Source organism: Cedecea lapagei, assembly GCF_900635955.1.
GTDB lineage: Bacteria > Pseudomonadota > Gammaproteobacteria > Enterobacterales > Enterobacteriaceae > Cedecea > Cedecea lapagei.
In genome coordinates this window covers 4052561-4068900 of the sequence record NZ_LR134201.1, presented here as the reverse complement: position 1 = coordinate 4068900, position 16340 = coordinate 4052561, and the positions used below count along the sequence as shown (strand labels likewise).

Genomic DNA, 16340 nt, shown 5'->3' with positions numbered 1-16340 from the left:
AATGCGAATATTTGTTTACGGCAGTTTACGACGCAAACAAGGCAACAGCCACTGGATGACTAACGCCCAGTGGCTGGGCGACCACACGCAGGAAAACTACGTGTTGTATAGCCTTGGGCATTATCCAGGCGCCGTGCCGGGAGAGGGAGTGGTCTCGGGGGAAGTCTACCGGATAGATGCCTCCACCCTTTCCGAGCTTGACGCGCTGCGCACCAAAGGGGGTGAATACAGCCGTCAGCTGATTCAGACGCCTTACGGCGGCGCGTGGATGTACGTTTACCAGCGTCCGGTGGAGGGGTTAACCCGCATCGATAGCGGTAACTGGCTGGATCGAGAAAAGCACTAAGCACACCTAAGCGGCCACGCCAACACGTGGTCCTCTTTTACCTGCCCGCCACCCGGTGAGGTGAGCGACAGAAACAAAAACACCGCCTTCAGGCGGTGTTTTTTCTTTCGGACTGGCTAACTTACTTCTTAGCAGCGCGTTCGAAAGAGGCGATGATTTCAGCTTTAGCCGCTTCGGCGTTGTCCCAGCCGTCAACTTTCACCCATTTGCCTTTCTCGAGATCTTTGTAGTGCTCGAAGAAGTGAGTGATCTGCGCTTTCAGCAGTTCTGGCAGGTCGTTCACGTCTTTAATGTGATCGTACTCTTTGCTCAGTTTGGTGTGCGGAACGGCAACCAGCTTCGCATCTTCGCCAGACTCATCGGTCATTTTCAGAACGCCAACTGGACGGCAACGGATCACGCTACCTGGCTCCAGTGGGTACGGCGTTGGGACCAGTACGTCAACCGGGTCACCGTCCAGAGACAGGGTGTGGTTGATGTAGCCGTAGTTGCACGGATAGAACATCGCAGTGGACATGAAACGGTCAACAAACAGCGCGCCGCTCTCTTTGTCTACTTCGTATTTGATTGGGTCAGCGTTAGCAGGGATTTCGATAACAACGTAGATATCTTCCGGCAGATCTTTACCCGCTGGGACGTTGAGTAAGCTCATGTCTGTTTCCTTTAACCTGGTGTATTTCAAGTGCCCGATATTATAGCCAACTGCGGTTAAATGTCTTTTGCTGTTTTTGGACAGTTGCCCTTCTGAGCGCCTAAACCCTCCTTTTCAGGTCTGCCCCGCGTCAAATAACCTATTGGCCACGGCTGGGGCAAACACTACCGCAACAAGCACTTAACGAGCATCAATAACGCAAACTGGTTAAACATTTTCCGAAAATTGCCGATAACACGCAGACGACTCTATTCATTCGCCATCGTTAAACCGGGAATTAAGCATGTTGAGAAATTTGTCGATTCGCACGGGGCTGCTGACGCTGTTAGCGGTTATGACGTTCCTGCTGTTGGTTGTAAGCGGCATCGGCATTTATGCCTTGCAGCAAAGTTCCTCTTCTCTGGAGCGTATTAACCGCCTTCAGGGGGAGCAAATGGTGCGCCTTAGCGATGGTTATATTCTGCTGCTTCGTGCCCGCAACGGGGCCAGCCAGGCGGTACGCCAGATGGAAATCGGCATGCTGGACGATGCAACAAAAGCCACGAAAAACATCGCCGGAGAAGTTAGCCTGGCGCAGCAAAACCTCAAATCCGTTATCGACAGCGGCGTGAATGACGACCAGGGCAACGCCCTGCTTGCCAGCCTTGCGCAAAGCTTTGGCGCCTATCAGGCGCAGGGGATTACCCCGATGCTGGCCGCGCTGCAGAAACAAAGCCCGGATGACTATTACGATCTGCTGGAAAAAAGTCTGATCCCGTTAGGATTGAAGTTTGATAATGACGTCCAGGCGTTCCAGCGCTGGGGGGAAATCCGGGGTAACAGCGAAGTCGCTGCCGTTCAGCTGCACAAAAAAATTGTCCTCGGCTTTATTATTCTCGCCGCGCTGCTGACCGCCGCGATTATTGTGCTGGTCTGGCTGGCGCTGCGTCACCTGCTGCTGAAGCCGCTGGATGAGGCCATTCATCAGCTGGAGTATGTGGCCGAAGGGGACTTAACCCAGCCGCTGCCGCAAACGGGCAATAATGAATTTGGCCGTCTGGCCAGCGCGATTGTGGCGATGCGAACGTCGCTGGTAGACTCGGTAAGCCGCGTTCGTGATGCCTCTTCCCAGATTGATACCGGCAGCCGTGAACTGGCTGCAGGCAACCTCAATCTCTCCCAGCGCACGGAAGCTACGGCAACGTCGCTGGAGGAAACGGCGGCAAGCATGGAGCAGATTACCGCGACGGTAAAACAAAACGCCGACAACGCCGAGCAGGCCCACAAGCTGGCGAAAGTGGTCTCCGATACCGCCGATCGCGGCAGCGAAATGGTTTGCTACGTGATTGAAAAAATGCGCGACATTTCCGGCAGCGCAGGGCGTATCGCTGACATCCTCAGCGTTATCGACGGTATCGCTTTCCAGACCAATATCCTGGCGCTTAACGCCTCTGTTGAAGCGGCCCGTGCGGGTGAGCAGGGGCGTGGTTTTGCCGTGGTGGCCGGTGAAGTTCGCACTCTGGCAAGCCGCAGCGCCGAAGCGGCGAAAGAGATCCGCACGCTAATTACCGCCTCTCAGACCCACGTGGGCGAGGGCGGCGAGCTGGCGCAGCAGGCCGGGGAAACCATGGATGAAATTGCCGAAGAAATTATGCGCATGACTAAGCTGGTTCGGGAGATTGCCAATGCCTCTAACGAACAGAGCCACGGTATCGAGCAGGTGAATATTGCGGTAAGCCAGATGGATGAGGCGGCGCAGCAGAATGCGGCATTAGTCGAGCAGTCTACCGCCGCGACACATTCGCTGGAAGAGCAGTCTCAGCAGCTGGTGGCCGCTATGGCCTCGTTCCGCTATTAAGGCTGGCGTAACGCCTCTCCCTTTAAAGGAGAGGCGTGTCAGGCTGATAAATCAGGCGTCCGGGTATTCGCGAATAAAACGCTCAACGTCATCGACCATATGCTTAGTGCCGACGAAGAACGGGCGGCGCTGATGCAGGGTGGTTGGGATGATATCCAGAATTCTCTCTTTACCGTCGCTGGCCTTACCGCCGGCCTGTTCCGCCAGGAACGCCATCGGGTTACCTTCATACAGCAAACGCAGCTTACCTTCCGGGTGGCTTGCGGTACTTGGGTAGAGATAAATTCCGCCCTTCAGCAGGTTACGGTGGAAGTCCGCCACCAGGGAGCCAATATAGCGCGAGGTGTACGGGCGCTTGCTGGCGGTATCTTCTTCCTGGCAGAACTTAATGTACTTCTTCACGCCGTTCGGGAACTTAATGTAGTTGCCTTCGTTGATGGAGTAAGTGTTGCCTCTCTCCGGGAAGCGCATACGCTCCTGGCTCAGGCAGAACACGCCGAGAGAAGGGTCGTAGGTGAAGGCGTGCACGCCGCAGCCGGTGGTGTAAACCAGCATGGTCGATGAACCGTAAACCACATAGCCTGCGGCAACCTGCTGATTGCCCGGCTGGAGGAAATCCTCCTCGGTGACCGGCGTGCCGACCGGCGTAATGCGGCGGTAGATAGAGAAGATGGTGCCAACGGAGACGTTGACATCGATGTTAGAAGAGCCGTCAAGCGGGTCCATCAGCACGACATATTTGGCCTGCTCAGCGCCTTCAAAGACCACGATCTCGTCTTCTTCTTCGGAGGCGATACCGGCCACAATGCCGCGCGCTTTCAGCGCTGCCTTGAGTTTTTCGTTCGCAAACAGGTCGAGCTTCTGCTGCTCTTCGCCCTGCACGTTTTCGGCACCGCTCGCCCCCAGGATATCGACCAGTCCGGCCTTGTTGATATCGCGGTGGATGATTTTAGCGCCCAGCTTTATTGCCGACAGTAAAGCCGTGAGCTCACCGGTAGCATGAGAGAACTCATGCTGCTTTTCGACAATAAATTCACCTAACGTTTTCATAACACTTTCCCTGCATCATATGTTGGATAAAGCGATCGCAACAATCTTAACAAACTTTCAAAAAGTCGCGCACAGGTGAATCGCGCCAGCAAGATAAGGAATATCCTGAAATGCGTTTCGTCCCCGGAGCCATGCGGTTAGAATGTGCGCCAAACCAAGAAAGGAAATTCCTATGCGCATTCATATTCTAGGGATCTGTGGCACCTTTATGGGCGGTCTGGCGATGCTGGCACGCTCTTTAGGGCATGAAGTGACCGGCTCCGACGCCAACGTTTACCCGCCGATGAGCACGCTGCTTGAAGAACAGGGTATCTCGCTAATTGAAGGTTATGACGCCAGCCAGCTGGCTTCGCACCCGGATCTGGTGATTATCGGCAACGCGATGACGCGCGGAAACCCGTGCGTGGAAGCCGTGCTGGAGCAGGGCATTCCGTATATGTCCGGCCCTCAGTGGCTGCACGATTTTGTGCTGCGCGATCGCTGGGTGATTGCGGTTGCGGGGACGCACGGCAAAACCACGACGGCCGGCATGGCCACCTGGATTCTTGAAGCCTGCGGCTATAAGCCAGGCTTTGTTATTGGCGGCGTTCCGGGCAACTTTGACGTTTCCGCTCGCCTGGGCGACAGCCCCTTCTTCGTGATTGAAGCCGATGAATATGACTGTGCGTTCTTCGACAAGCGTTCCAAATTTGTGCATTACTGCCCAAGAACGCTGATCCTCAACAACCTTGAGTTCGATCACGCCGATATCTTTGACGACCTGAAAGCTATTCAGAAGCAGTTCCACCACCTGGTGCGCATCGTTCCGGGCCAGGGCAAAATTATCTGGCCGGAAAACGACGCTAACCTTAAGCAAACGCTGGCGATGGGCTGCTGGAGCGAGCAGGAGCTGGTCGGTGAGCAGGGCCACTGGCAGGCCAAAAAGCTCACGACCGACGCTTCCCAGTGGGAAGTTTATCTCGACGGGGAGTGCGTGGGCACCGTGAACTGGCAGCTAGTGGGCGAACACAACATGCACAACGGCCTGATGGCGATTGCCGCCGCCCGCCATGTTGGTGTGACCCCGGCTGACGCCGCCCAGGCGCTGGGGAGCTTTGTCAACGCCCGCCGCCGTCTTGAACTGCGCGGCGAAGCGAATGGCGTAACGGTTTACGACGACTTCGCGCATCACCCGACGGCGATCCTGGCAACGCTGGCCGCCCTGCGCGGTAAAGTGGGCGGCACCGCCCGCATCCTGGCCGTGCTGGAGCCCCGCTCTAACACCATGAAAATGGGGATCTGCAAAGACGATCTCGCCCCGTCGCTTGGGCGCGCGGATGAAGTTTTCCTGCTCCAGCCGCAGCATATTCCCTGGCAGGTAGCGGAAGTCGCCGAAGCCTGCGTGCAGCCAGCTTACTGGAGCGCGGATGTGGATACGCTGGCGGAGATGGTGGTGAAAACGGCGCAGCCGGGCGACCACATTCTGGTCATGAGCAACGGCGGTTTCGGCGGTATTCATCAGAAGCTGCTGGATGGCCTGGCGAAGAAAGCTAAACAGCAGAACGAAAACGCTTTTTAAGCGAGTCAGCCGGATACAAAAAGGGCGCACCTCAGGGTACGCCCTTTTTCTTTAGTAGAGTTCCGGAGCTTTAGGATCTGGCCCGTAACGGTTGATGGCAGGCGTGCCGTCCTGGCAGTTGAACGCCAGAATGATCAGCCAGCCAACAATCGGGATTAACAGCAGCAGCAGCCACCAGGCAGAGCGATCGGTGTCATGCAGGCGACGGAACTGCACTGCCCAGAGCGGCAGGAAAATCAGAACGCTATAAATCGTGGTAAACGCCCCTTCATCTTTATAAATGTGCAGCCCAAGCATCTTATCCAGCACGCTTAGCACCGCCGCCAGAACGAAATTCACCAGATGGAACATCCAGTACTCTTTGCGGCGCGCCCGTCCGCCAAACCCAATATAATTGCTTAATACTTTGAAATACCAATCCATTTAAGCCCTGCCTTGATTATCCGACAATCACCTCAACGGTAAGCGATCGATTCAAGGATAGACGCGAATACATTGGCCGTAAATCGTTGTTGTGATGAATATTCTTAACTCTTTCTAAACCGCTCATCGCGGCCATGAGGCTCGTCTAAATCTTGAGCCGGGCCGATGGAAATAATGCCCGTCGGGTTGAGGGTTTTATGGCTGCAATAATAGTGAGTACGGATATGCGGGAAACTCACCGTTTCACGAACGCCGGGGAGCTGGTAAATATCGCGCAGGAAGCCGTAAAGATTCGGGTAGTCGCTGATACGGTATTTATCGCACTTGAAGTGGGTGACGTACACCGGATCAAAGCGCACCAGCGTAGTCCACAGGCGAATATCCGCTTCGGTAAGCTGTTGGCCGGTTAAGTAACGATGTTGTCCGAGGAGTTGCTCCAGGCGTGCCAGGGAAATAAAGAGTTTCTCCACGGCGTCGTCATAGGCTTCCTGAGAGGTGGCAAAACCTGCTTTGTAGACGCCGTTGTTCACGGTGTCATAAATCCAGCCGTTCAGCTCATCGATCTCGCTTTTTAAGGCATCAGGGTAATAATCCCCCGCTCGCGCGCCCAGGGCATCAAAGGCCGTATTAAACATGCGAATGATTTCCGCAGACTCATTGCTGACAATCGTCCGGTTTTTCTTATCCCAGAGGACAGGAACGGTCACTCGCCCGGTGTAATGAGGATTGGCCTGCAGGTAAAGCTGATAAAGGAAGTCATGGTGATAAAGCGTATCGCCGGTGGCCTCCGGGAAATCCTTCGCAAATGTCCAGCCGTTTTGCAGCATCAGCGGGTTGACGACGGAAACAGAGATAAATGGCTCCAGGCCTTTGAGCTTGTGAACGATCAGCGTGCGGTGCGCCCACGGACAGGCGAGAGAAACGTACAGATGGTAGCGGTCTTTCTCAGCGGCAAATCCCTCTTTTCCCGTTGGGCCAGCGGAACCGTCTGCGGTGAGCCAGTTACGGAAGGCGGATTCCGAACGTTTAAAGCGGCCGCCGGTCGATTTTGTGTCGTACCAGACGTCATGCCAGACGCCGTCGATGAGTTGTCCCATTTTTTCTGCTCCTCAATAGCAAAAAAGCGAAGACAGAGTCTTCGCTTTTTCGGTGTTCATCAATAGAGAACCCTTACCACTTCTTATTCAGCACGCGGTCGAGGCTGATTGCGCCAGGGCCGAAGACTGCCAGCAGCAGGTAGCCACCCGCGATGGTAAAGTTCTTCATAAACATAATGGAGTTTACGCCTTCAGCGAAGTTGCTGTGGAACAGGAACGCCGTCAGCAGGGTAAACAGCGCGGTGATCAGCGCGGTGGTGCGGGTCAGCAGGCCGAACAAAATAGCCAGACCGCCGCCGAACTCAAGCAGGATGGTCAGCGGCAGCAGTGCGCCCGGCACGCCCATCGCCTCCATGTACTGCTGGGTTCCCGCGTAGCCGGTGATTTTTCCCCAGCCCGCAGTGATAAACAGGATTGGCATCAGAATACGAGCAACCAGTACGCCAACATCTTCTAATTTTTTCATTTTACTCTCCAGCGGTTCTTTTTTTCCGGCATTCTTTGCCAGGACTTAAAAGGGGCGCAAACTCCAGCGGTTACCGGTGCTTGCCGTCGATGGAGAGGATAATAGACGGGGTGAAAAAGGATTGTTAGCAAGGAAAACTGTCTAAGTTCTTCAAATATCCTGAGGAAACTAAGCGGGAAAAATGAAAACCACGAGGTGAAAAGGGCTTGGGTGATGAAAAAAACACCGCTTAAAGCGGTGTTTATATTGCTAACAAAGAGGGAAAAAGCGTGGTTTTTCCCTCTTTGTGGTAAGCAGCCGAAAATCAACGAATTGATTTTCCTGGTTTATTTATAGGTGCTATCTGATGCTTCTTCTCTTTATTGAAGTTTGTCATCAGCCTGAACACCGCTTAAAGCGGTGTTCGAGTTTACGTGTTTCTAATTGAGCGTATTACGAATAAGCCGCCAGGTACTCCAGGCGCCAAATCCCCGTTTTGCCCAGCGCATAAACCGGCCCGGATGCCTCACCGTCCAGATAGCCAACACGCTACTGGCTATCATGGCGTAGCTGCGCAGGCTGAGCAGCGTGTTCCAGCCGCGATCGTAAGGGCTAGTGACCTGTAGCCAGTCGCGCCTTGCCGCGCTAAGATCAAGCCGCTGCTGCTGAACCTGGCTAAGCAGATACGCTTTACGCTTTGTACGATCCGCATCGCTCATTACTTATCCTCTTCCAGCAAAGCCCTGTCATTCTCCAGCTCGCGCCGGGTATGGCGTAGCAGGGTGGATTGACGGGATTTTCGCAGCGTCCAAATACCGCCAATCAGCGCCAGCGACAGCAGCACGGCCGTGGTAGCAATCATGGCGTTAAGGCGATACTGGGCATCAACGGCCCAGATAATCAGGACCATCAGGCTCATCAAGCCAAACGCGGCGAACAGCATGGTCAGGCCGAGCATCAGCAGCAGCTGTACGAGGTGGGCTTTTTCCTCTTCCAGCTCGACCACCGCAAGGCGAAGGCGCGTTTCGACCATCCCAACCAGAATGGTGACCAGCCGCTGACCTATGCCGAGCACGCTTTTGCCCGGCCCCTGGCTTTGGTGAGAATCAGCCATCTTAACGACGGGCCAGCAGCACGCCCAGCACGACGCCTACCGCCGCACCAATCCCCACGCCGGTCCACGGATTCTCGCGAACGTAATCATCCGCTTTCGAGGCCGCCTCACGCGTTTGCCTGGCGATCGCGTCGCTGGCATCACCGAGGCGGTCACGGCTCTCTTTCAGCGCTTTTTCCGCTTTGTTACGCAATTTGTCCAGTTCGGTTTTCGACTTGTCCGTGGAAGCACTCAGGACTTCTTCAAGGGTATCTGCCAGGGATTTCAACTCAGCGCGTAAATGTTCTGACGTAGTATCTTTTGACATAGTTCTCTCCGAGTGTTTGGGGTGGATCCTTAAAGTCTGCGACTACACAATCAGTAATCACGCTTCTCTAAAGCTTTGAGGCTATCTTCCGCTTCTGCAAGTTTCTTTTTGCGTTTGGTGATTTTTTCCGCGTCACCCTTCTGGCGGGCTTCGATAAGATCGGCTTTGCGCTCTTCGATTTCCGCTTTCTGTTTGGCGATTTTCTTTTGGTGTTCAGCGCGCAGGCTCGCGTCGCTACAGTTTTCGCGAACTTCGCTGAGGGCTTTTTTCAGGCCATCAATACGGTGCTGATTATTGTGTTTTTCCGCATAGCCAATCTCGCGTTGAATATCCTGCTCTTTTTCGCTGCAAAGGGTATTAGCCTGCGCGGCAGAGGTCAGGGTGAGTAAAGCAAGAGCCAGTACGGTGCGGTAATTCATGGTGTAACCTTCCATTGTAAGACGAAGCATAAAAGTATCAGACGATCATACTTTATGCTTCGGTCCTGGTATTGAGAAAAGCGCCATTCAACGGCGATAAAAACAGGTAAAGCATAGTCATGAATCGACCAGAAACCCAGAAGATGATAGCAAATTCAGACTAAAAGAAGGGAGACTAGCCGAGGTGATTGTGGTCTGGCCGCAGAATAGAGAGCCAGGCGAGCGCGTCTTTATCGCCCTCCTGCTGGGCAATCACGTAGCCTTGCGGCAGCGTGCGATTCAGCACCTCTTTCGCCGCCTCGCTCTGGGCGCTGGAATCAAACGTCACCAGCAGCGTGTTGTTGAGCGGCGTAATGCTTTTGAAGCGTATACCGTTGGCATCGAGGTGGTGCCAGACATAAAAACCGTCGGGAACGCTTCCGCCCTGCCGGGAAGCACGAATTTCGAGGGTTGAGTCCTGGGTCTGCATGCCGGACCACACCATCAGCGAAGCTATCGCCAGGGCACCAACAAGCAGCGCCGCCTTCAGGCGGCGTGTGAACGTGAATTTCATCGAATCCCTCTAGTGACTTTGGCTGCGTTTTTTACGCCAAAGCACAATTAACGAACCCACGAGACCGATGATCAGCAGCACCACCGGGATCAGCATCAGGCACGACATCAAAGCGTCTTCGTACTTCAGGAAGACGGGGGTTTTGCCCAGTAAATAGCCCAGGGTAGTCAAAATCAGTATCCACAGCAGGCCACTCATCCAGTTAAAGAACTGGAAGCGGGTACTGCTGAGACCCGATAATCCGGCAATCGTTGGCAACAGCGTGCGTACAAAAGCGATAAAGCGGCCAATCAGCAGCGCCGACAGCCCGTGTTTATGGAAGAGCTGGTGCGAACGCTGGTGGTAATGAGCCGGCAGGTGCGAAAGCCAGTTCTGCACGATACGGGTGTTCCCCAGCCAGCGTCCCTGGATATAGCCCAGCCAGCTGCCGAGGCTTGCGGCAATGGTGAGCAGCGCGATGGTTTCCGGGAACCCCATCGTCCCCTTGGCGATCAGTACGCCGACCAGCACCAGCAGGCTATCGCCCGGTAAAAATGCAGCTGGAAGCAGGCCGTTTTCAAGAAATAGGATCATGAACAGCACAAAATAGAGCATCCCCATCATCGAAGGATTGGAGAGCGTTTCAAAATCCTGGCTCCAGAGAGCGGAAAGCAGTTGAGTCAGTAGTTCCATTCAGGGTTCCTGGCACTTCGTTTAGGTCGCCGGTGTAAACGGGTGAGCAGAATGCAGCATGGTTTTTATTCTCATTCGCTGGCTACAACCCACTGCCCGTGCTGCTGCGTCGAAATAACATCTCCTGAAACGACAGCGGGAGGGCGCGAAACCCACACAGGCGGTGAAATTGCATCTAATTGTAACAAAACTACGCGTTATACGTCACAGTATTTGCAGTTTGTTGAGCAATGATTTTGCTTACTGGGGAGGAGGCTGGCGAGGGTATTTACAAACGCTGACACTATTAATGGTTTGCTTACCCTCGGCGGGAAAAATGACTATTTTTGACCGTTTACCGCTGTATCGAGGTGAACCACCGGATTTTCAGCAAATAAATAACGATCGGCGTTGAATTCGAAATCGTCGCTGGTGGCGTTAAACAGCATCTGGCGGGTATTTTCGAGATGCTGCCACATGGCCAGTTTTGCCGCATGAGAATCTTTTCTGATCAGTGCCTTAAGAATCTGATCGTGGTCATCACACCAGTTGTCCATCGTGCGAATGTCGATGTGTTCGTGCAGTTTTTTCCAGTAGGGGTTGTGAATACGATGGCTCCACATTTTTTCAACGATAGTAGCCAGCGCCCCATTTTGTGTCGCCAGCGCGACCTGAACATGGAACTGGAGATCCCACTCAGAATCCCGGAACGTTTGCTCATTACGCGCCTTTTCCTGGATCTCCATGAGCTTCACAATGTCCTGCTTGGTGACCTGGGTCGCGGCAAACTCGGCGATATTGCTCTCTATAAGCTGACGAGCCTGCAGAAGTTCGAAAGGGCCATAATTCGCAAACTCAAAGCGTTCATCCGGCACCGTCATGTACTTCGCCTGGCTGGATATAACGTGAATGCCTGAGCCTTTGCGCACCTCAACGTAGCCCTCAACCTCCAGCATGATAATGGCCTCGCGCACCACGGTGCGGCTTACGTTTTTCTCTTCCGCAATATAACGCTCGGCGGGCAGTTTCTCCCCGACCCGGTAAACACCTGTTTCAATACGTTGCTTAAGTTCGGCGGCAAGCTGCTGGTAAAGGCGGCGGGGTTCAAGGTTATCCATAAGCGACTCCGGAAGGCTGCGGCGTGAGTAGATTTGTTATACCACTTTTTCCGGGAGGGCTCTAGCAACCGAATGGAGAAATACCGCCCGAAGACGGCTTTTGCTCAAGACTGCGTAACGCCGTCAGGCACGGCGTTATCAGCCGCAAGTTCGCTGGCGGACTGGTTTTTCAGTACGGTCCAGATAACTATCGCGCCGAGAAGATCGAATACCGCAAGCGCCGCGAAGAGCGGGCTGAAGCCCAGCGTGTCGGCCAGCGCGCCTACTACCAGCGCGAACAGCGTGCTGGCGGTCCACGCCGCCATACCCGTCAGCCCGTTAGCCGTCGCCACTTCATTGCGCCCGAAAACGTCTGAGGACAGGGTGATTAGCGCGCCGGACAGCGCCTGATGGGCAAAACCACCGATACACAGCAGGGCTATCGCGACGTAGGGGCTGGTAAACAGGCCTATCGTGCCTGGCCCAATCATCAGTACCGCGCCCAGAGTGACCACCAGCTTGCGCGAAACAATCAGGTTAACGCCGAACCAGCGCTGGAACAGCGGCGGTAAATAGCCCCCAAGCACGCAGCCAAAGTCGGCAAACAGCATCGGCATCCACGCGAACATCGCGATCTCTTTCAGGTTGAAGCCGTAGGCTTTAAACATGAACAGCGGGATCCAGGCGTTGAAGGTCCCCCAGGCGGGCTCTGCCAGAAAACGCGGCAGGGCGATGCCCCAGAACTGGCGATTGCGCAGGATTTTCCAGGCCGGCATCTTTTTCGTGTTGTCGGTCTGGTGCTGTGCTTCCTGGCCGCTGATGATGTACTCGCGTTCTTCGCTGGAAAGCTTTTTCTGATCGCGCGGATTTTTGTAGAACCACAGCCATGCCATCGCCCAGATAAAGCTCAGCACGCCGGTTAACATAAACGCCATCTGCCAGCTGTGCATCACAATGGCCCAGACGACCAGCGGGGGCGCAATCATGGCTCCAATGGAAGAGCCCACGTTGAAGTAGCCCACGGCAATAGATCGCTCTTTAGCCGGGAACCACTCGCTGCTGGCCTTTAACCCTGCGGGGATCATCGCCGCTTCGGCGGCGCCGACGGCACCACGAGCAAGCGCCAGCCCGCCCCAGCTTCCCGCCAGGGCGGTTGCGCCACAGAAAATCGCCCAGGCCACGGCAAACACCGCGTAGCCCACTTTCGTCCCCAGTACGTCAAGTACATAGCCGGCAACCGGCTGCATAATGGTATAACAGGCTGAATATGCGGCGATAATCCACGAATACTGCTGAGTGGTGATATTCAGCTCGCTCATCAGCGTGGGGGCCGCAACGGCCACCGTGTTACGGGTCAGATAGCCCAGCACGGTGCCCAGCGTCACCAGCGCTATCATATACCAGCGCAAACCTTTTATTTTTCGCATTTCTCACCCCATCCCGTCTTTATTGTGAACGTTGATCCAGGTAAACCGGCCTCCGTTCCTGTTCTTGTCACCCATGGGCCGCGGCAGGCGTTGCCCGGCAGGAGGTACTGCGACGGGTCAAACGATAACTTGTCATACATCTTTATAAGTTGAGTGATATCACAAAAGCATTTTCAGGTTGTACCCCGCCATATCGGGGCTGGAGGTCAGGTTTGACGCGGGTTATAGGCCAATGCAGGTACGGGTAAGAGGGATTTATCTGTCTGTTTTGTGAGCTTCAACTCAAAATTGAGGTCGTTGTGCGAAAATTGGTGTGATAACTTTGGGCCATCATGCGCAAGCATCGACCCGCTATCTGCTGAGGACGCCACGCTATGGCCCAGTTTATGAACGATGATTTTCTTCTTGATACCCGATACGCCCGCCGGCTTTACCACGACTACGCGAAATCGCAGCCCATTTTCGACTACCACTGCCATCTGCCGCCGCAGCAAATAGCCGAGAATTATCGCTTCAAGAATCTGTGTGACATCTGGCTGAAAGGAGATCACTACAAGTGGCGAGCGATGCGTACTAACGGCGTTGCAGAGCGGCTATGCACCGGCGACGCCAGCGACCGTGAAAAATTTGACGCCTGGGCCGCAACGGTGCCGCATACCCTGGGGAATCCGCTGTATCACTGGACGCACCTGGAGCTGCGCCGCCCGTTTGGGATCGTCGGAAAATCTCTGTCTCCGTCGACGGCGGATGAAATCTGGCATCGGTGCAACGCGCTGCTGGAGCAGAGCTCGTTCACCGCCCGCGGCATCATGCAGCAGATGAACGTGAAAATGGTCGGAACGACGGACGACCCGGTGGACTCTCTCGAGCACCACGCCGCCATCGCCAATGACGGCACCTTTGATATCAAGGTGCTACCGAGCTGGCGTCCTGATAAAGCTTTTAATATCGAACAGGCCACGTTTTGCGACTACCTTTCTACGCTGTCCGCGGTCGCGGATATCGATATTCGCCGCTTCAGCGATCTTCTGACCGCGCTGGGCAAAAGGCTGGATCATTTTGCCGCCCACGGCTGCAAAGTTGCCGACCATGCGCTGGACGTGGTGGTCTTTGCTGAAGCGGATGAGGCAACGCTGGACGCTATCCTTGAACGTCGCCTTGGGGGGGAAGCAGTCAGCGAAACCGAAGCCGCGCAGTTTAAAACGGCGGTGCTGGTGTGGCTGGGCACCGAATACGCCCGTCGCGGCTGGGTGCAGCAGTACCACATCGGCGCGCTGCGCAATAACAACCAGCGCCAGTTCCGCCTGCTGGGGCCTGACGTTGGTTTTGACTCCATCAACGATCGCCCGCTGGCAGAGCCGCTGTCGAGGCTGCTGAACAAACAGAATGAAGAAAACCTGCTGCCTAAAACTATCCTCTACTGCCTCAACCCGCGTGATAACGAGGTGATTGGCACGATGGTCGGTAACTTCCAGGGCGAAGGGATAGCGGGAAAAATGCAGTTCGGCTCCGGCTGGTGGTTTAACGATCAGAAGGACGGCATGGAGCGGCAGATGACCCAGCTTGCGCAGCTCGGCCTGCTAAGCCGTTTCGTCGGCATGCTGACCGACAGCCGCAGCTTCCTCTCCTACACGCGCCACGAATATTTCCGCCGCATTTTGTGCCGCATGCTTGGCCATTGGGTGCAGGCGGGCGAAGTACCAGATGATTTGCCGATGCTGGGTGAGATGGTGAAAAACATCTGCTTCAACAACGCCCGCGACTACTTCGCCATTGAGCTGAACTGAGGTTGAGATGCGATACATCAGGATCCATGAGCAGGATAACGTTGCGGTTGCTCTGGTGGACCTGGCAGAGGGGGAGGCGATTGAGGTTATGCCGGGATCCTTCAGGCTGCTCCAGCCGGTTGCCCGCGGCCATAAGTTTGCGCTCCAGGCCCTTGCCGCAGGTGAAAACGTTGTGAAGTATGGCCTGCCGATAGGCCACGTGTTCTGTGATGTTGCCGCCGGGGAGCATCTCCACTCCCATAACCTGCGCACTAACCTGAACGATGTCCATGATTATCGCTATCAGCCTGAAAGAGCTTCGGCGGCAACGCCTTTTGGCGACCGCGAGGTAAATATCTATCGCCGCAGTAACGGCGCGGTTGGCGTCCGCAACGAGCTGTGGATCCTGCCTACGGTGGGCTGTGTTAACGGCATTGCACGGCAGATGTTGAACCGGTTTTTGCAGCAGACGGGCAATGCCCCGGATATCGACGGAGCCTGGTTGTTCAGCCATCAGTTTGGCTGCTCCCAGCTGGGTGACGATCATCTCAACACCCGAACGATGCTGCAAAATATGGTGCATCACCCGAACGCGGGCGCGGTGCTGGTGGTCGGCCTGGGCTGCGAGAATAACCAGATTAGCGCGTTCCGCGAAACCTTAGGTGATTATGACCAAAGCCGTGTCCGCTTTATGGCCCTGCAGCAGCATGAAGACGAGGTTGAAGCGGGGCTGGAGCACCTGCACGCTTTGTATGAAGAAATCCGCCACGACAGGCGTGAGCCGGGCAGGCTGAGCGAGCTGAAATTCGGCCTGGAATGCGGCGGTTCAGATGGCCTCTCCGGCATTACCGCGAACCCGATGCTGGGCCGCTTCTCTGATTATTTAGTGGCGAACGGTGGCACCACGGTGCTGACGGAGGTACCGGAAATGTTTGGTGCCGAGAGGCTATTGATGAGCCACTGCCGTGACGAAGCGACGTTTGAAAAAACGGTGGCGATGATCAACGACTTCAAACGCTACTTTATTGAACACCATCAGCCTATCTACGAGAACCCGTCACCGGGGAACAAAGCCGGTGGGATCACGACGCTCGAAGAGAAATCGCTCGGCTGTACGCAGAAGGCGGGTGAGAGCCAGATTGTCGACGTTCTTCGCTATGGCGAAAGGTTGAAACACGCAGGATTAAACCTGCTGAGCGCGCCGGGCAACGACGCTGTCGCCACCAGCGCTTTAGCGGGGGCGGGGTGCCATATGGTGTTGTTCAGCACCGGGCGCGGTACGCCATACGGCGGCTTTGTGCCGACGGTGAAAATTGCCACCAACAGCGAGCTGGCGGCAAAGAAACCGCGCTGGATCGATTTTGACGCAGGTAAGCTGCTGCACGGCAGCGCTATGCCCGATTTGCTTGAGCAGTTTATCGGGATGATTGTTGAAAAGGTGAACGGAGCGCCAACCTGCAACGAGAAAAATGATTTCCGCGAGCTGGCGCTGTTTAAGAGTGGGGTAACGCTCTGAATTCCCCGCACAGAGTGTGGAGCGTCGTAATTAACCGCGCAGCGGGTCGGCCTTCGCCAGGCGGACATCGACTTTCGCATTT

General features: G+C 55.1%; 18 protein-coding genes. 5 read left to right on the top strand and 13 right to left on the bottom strand.

Annotation, left to right across the window (positions count from 1 at the left end; genetic code table 11):
- The first annotated feature begins 1 nt into the window (after position 1).
- A complete protein-coding gene (locus tag EL098_RS19765) occupies positions 2-346 on the top strand; it encodes a gamma-glutamylcyclotransferase family protein (protein ID WP_126357739.1) in 345 nt (114 codons plus the stop codon).
- 121 nt (positions 347-467) lie between these two features.
- On the opposite strand, the gene ppa is transcribed toward EL098_RS19765, so the two are convergent.
- Entirely contained in the window at positions 468-998 is a 531-nt protein-coding gene (ppa, locus tag EL098_RS19760) for an inorganic diphosphatase (protein WP_008460444.1), read from the bottom strand.
- Positions 999-1281: 283 nt separating this feature from the next.
- Here ppa and EL098_RS19755 point away from each other — a divergent pair, with 283 nt between their 5' ends.
- On the top strand, positions 1282-2835 hold the full coding sequence (locus EL098_RS19755; protein WP_126357738.1) for a methyl-accepting chemotaxis protein: 1554 nt from the start codon (positions 1282-1284) through the stop codon (positions 2833-2835).
- A 51-nt stretch (positions 2836-2886) separates the two neighbouring features.
- Here the strand turns inward: EL098_RS19755 and fbp are convergent, their stop codons facing one another.
- Positions 2887-3885 (bottom strand): class 1 fructose-bisphosphatase, encoded by a 999-nt coding sequence (gene fbp, locus EL098_RS19750; protein ID WP_045781160.1) that lies wholly within the window; start codon positions 3883-3885, stop codon positions 2887-2889.
- 172 nt (positions 3886-4057) lie between these two features.
- On the opposite strand from fbp, the gene mpl reads away from it, so the two are divergent.
- Positions 4058-5443, top strand: a complete 1386-nt coding sequence (gene mpl, locus EL098_RS19740; protein ID WP_126357737.1) for a UDP-N-acetylmuramate:L-alanyl-gamma-D-glutamyl-meso-diaminopimelate ligase — start codon at positions 4058-4060, stop codon at positions 5441-5443.
- A gap of 51 nt (positions 5444-5494) precedes the next feature.
- Here mpl and EL098_RS19735 read toward each other — a convergent pair whose 3' ends face one another.
- From EL098_RS19735 to EL098_RS19685, 11 genes are all read right to left on the bottom strand, one after another.
- On the bottom strand, positions 5495-5866 hold the full coding sequence (locus EL098_RS19735; RefSeq protein ID WP_126357736.1) for a DUF805 domain-containing protein: 372 nt from the start codon (positions 5864-5866) through the stop codon (positions 5495-5497).
- Positions 5867-5970: 104 nt separating this feature from the next.
- Positions 5971-6963 (bottom strand): glutathione S-transferase family protein, encoded by a 993-nt coding sequence (locus EL098_RS19730; protein WP_126357735.1) that lies wholly within the window; start codon positions 6961-6963, stop codon positions 5971-5973.
- A 73-nt stretch (positions 6964-7036) separates the two neighbouring features.
- Entirely contained in the window at positions 7037-7429 is a 393-nt protein-coding gene (locus tag EL098_RS19725) for a DoxX family protein (RefSeq protein WP_126357734.1), read from the bottom strand.
- Between the two features lie 419 nt (positions 7430-7848).
- Positions 7849-8127: a YqjK-like family protein gene (locus EL098_RS19720; RefSeq protein ID WP_126357733.1), complete on the bottom strand. Its 279-nt coding sequence runs from the start codon at positions 8125-8127 to the stop codon at positions 7849-7851.
- Positions 8127-8522 (bottom strand): phage holin family protein, encoded by a 396-nt coding sequence (locus EL098_RS19715; protein ID WP_126357732.1) that lies wholly within the window; start codon positions 8520-8522, stop codon positions 8127-8129. The genes EL098_RS19720 and EL098_RS19715 overlap by 1 nt, the downstream gene beginning before the upstream one ends.
- A 1-nt stretch (position 8523) precedes the next feature.
- Positions 8524-8829: a DUF883 family protein gene (locus EL098_RS19710; RefSeq protein WP_126357731.1), complete on the bottom strand. Its 306-nt coding sequence runs from the start codon at positions 8827-8829 to the stop codon at positions 8524-8526.
- A gap of 50 nt (positions 8830-8879) precedes the next feature.
- A complete protein-coding gene (locus EL098_RS19705; RefSeq protein ID WP_126357730.1) occupies positions 8880-9248 on the bottom strand; it encodes a DUF1090 domain-containing protein in 369 nt (122 codons plus the stop codon).
- Between the two features lie 175 nt (positions 9249-9423).
- A complete protein-coding gene (mzrA, locus tag EL098_RS19700) occupies positions 9424-9801 on the bottom strand; it encodes an EnvZ/OmpR regulon moderator MzrA (protein WP_126357729.1) in 378 nt (125 codons plus the stop codon).
- Positions 9802-9810: 9 nt separating this feature from the next.
- Positions 9811-10473, bottom strand: coding sequence for a DedA family general envelope maintenance protein YqjA (gene yqjA, locus EL098_RS19695; RefSeq protein ID WP_126357728.1), 663 nt, complete (start codon positions 10471-10473; stop codon positions 9811-9813).
- 320 nt (positions 10474-10793) lie between these two features.
- Complete coding sequence (exuR, locus tag EL098_RS19690; RefSeq protein WP_126357727.1) at positions 10794-11570, bottom strand: transcriptional regulator ExuR; 777 nt, start codon at positions 11568-11570, stop codon at positions 10794-10796.
- Positions 11571-11674: 104 nt separating this feature from the next.
- Positions 11675-12976, bottom strand: a complete 1302-nt coding sequence (locus tag EL098_RS19685; RefSeq protein WP_126357726.1) for an MFS transporter — start codon at positions 12974-12976, stop codon at positions 11675-11677.
- Between the two features lie 374 nt (positions 12977-13350).
- Between EL098_RS19685 and uxaC the strand changes: the two genes are divergently transcribed.
- Both uxaC and EL098_RS19675 read left to right on the top strand, forming a co-directional pair.
- The gene (gene uxaC / locus EL098_RS19680) at positions 13351-14763 is read left to right on the top strand and encodes a glucuronate isomerase (RefSeq protein WP_126357725.1); all 1413 of its coding nucleotides are present in this window, start codon (positions 13351-13353) and stop codon (positions 14761-14763) included.
- A 7-nt stretch (positions 14764-14770) separates the two neighbouring features.
- Entirely contained in the window at positions 14771-16258 is a 1488-nt protein-coding gene (locus EL098_RS19675; RefSeq protein ID WP_126357724.1) for a UxaA family hydrolase, read from the top strand.
- Positions 16259-16340: the final 82 nt, after the last annotated feature.

What these genes read in the sequence shown, in the direction of transcription:
- EL098_RS19765 (WP_126357739.1), top strand. Translation starts at nt 2, where the DNA reads ATGCGAATATTTGTTTACGGCAGTTTACGACGCAAACAAGGCAACAGC.
- ppa (WP_008460444.1), bottom strand. Translation starts at nt 998, where the DNA reads ATGAGCTTACTCAACGTCCCAGCGGGTAAAGATCTGCCGGAAGATATC.
- EL098_RS19755 (WP_126357738.1), top strand. Translation starts at nt 1,282, where the DNA reads ATGTTGAGAAATTTGTCGATTCGCACGGGGCTGCTGACGCTGTTAGCG.
- fbp (WP_045781160.1), bottom strand. Translation starts at nt 3,885, where the DNA reads ATGAAAACGTTAGGTGAATTTATTGTCGAAAAGCAGCATGAGTTCTCT.
- mpl (WP_126357737.1), top strand. Translation starts at nt 4,058, where the DNA reads ATGCGCATTCATATTCTAGGGATCTGTGGCACCTTTATGGGCGGTCTG.
- EL098_RS19735 (WP_126357736.1), bottom strand. Translation starts at nt 5,866, where the DNA reads ATGGATTGGTATTTCAAAGTATTAAGCAATTATATTGGGTTTGGCGGA.
- EL098_RS19730 (WP_126357735.1), bottom strand. Translation starts at nt 6,963, where the DNA reads ATGGGACAACTCATCGACGGCGTCTGGCATGACGTCTGGTACGACACA.
- EL098_RS19725 (WP_126357734.1), bottom strand. Translation starts at nt 7,429, where the DNA reads ATGAAAAAATTAGAAGATGTTGGCGTACTGGTTGCTCGTATTCTGATG.
- EL098_RS19720 (WP_126357733.1), bottom strand. Translation starts at nt 8,127, where the DNA reads ATGAGCGATGCGGATCGTACAAAGCGTAAAGCGTATCTGCTTAGCCAG.
- EL098_RS19715 (WP_126357732.1), bottom strand. Translation starts at nt 8,522, where the DNA reads ATGGCTGATTCTCACCAAAGCCAGGGGCCGGGCAAAAGCGTGCTCGGC.
- EL098_RS19710 (WP_126357731.1), bottom strand. Translation starts at nt 8,829, where the DNA reads ATGTCAAAAGATACTACGTCAGAACATTTACGCGCTGAGTTGAAATCC.
- EL098_RS19705 (WP_126357730.1), bottom strand. Translation starts at nt 9,248, where the DNA reads ATGAATTACCGCACCGTACTGGCTCTTGCTTTACTCACCCTGACCTCT.
- mzrA (WP_126357729.1), bottom strand. Translation starts at nt 9,801, where the DNA reads ATGAAATTCACGTTCACACGCCGCCTGAAGGCGGCGCTGCTTGTTGGT.
- yqjA (WP_126357728.1), bottom strand. Translation starts at nt 10,473, where the DNA reads ATGGAACTACTGACTCAACTGCTTTCCGCTCTCTGGAGCCAGGATTTT.
- exuR (WP_126357727.1), bottom strand. Translation starts at nt 11,570, where the DNA reads ATGGATAACCTTGAACCCCGCCGCCTTTACCAGCAGCTTGCCGCCGAA.
- EL098_RS19685 (WP_126357726.1), bottom strand. Translation starts at nt 12,976, where the DNA reads ATGCGAAAAATAAAAGGTTTGCGCTGGTATATGATAGCGCTGGTGACG.
- uxaC (WP_126357725.1), top strand. Translation starts at nt 13,351, where the DNA reads ATGGCCCAGTTTATGAACGATGATTTTCTTCTTGATACCCGATACGCC.
- EL098_RS19675 (WP_126357724.1), top strand. Translation starts at nt 14,771, where the DNA reads ATGCGATACATCAGGATCCATGAGCAGGATAACGTTGCGGTTGCTCTG.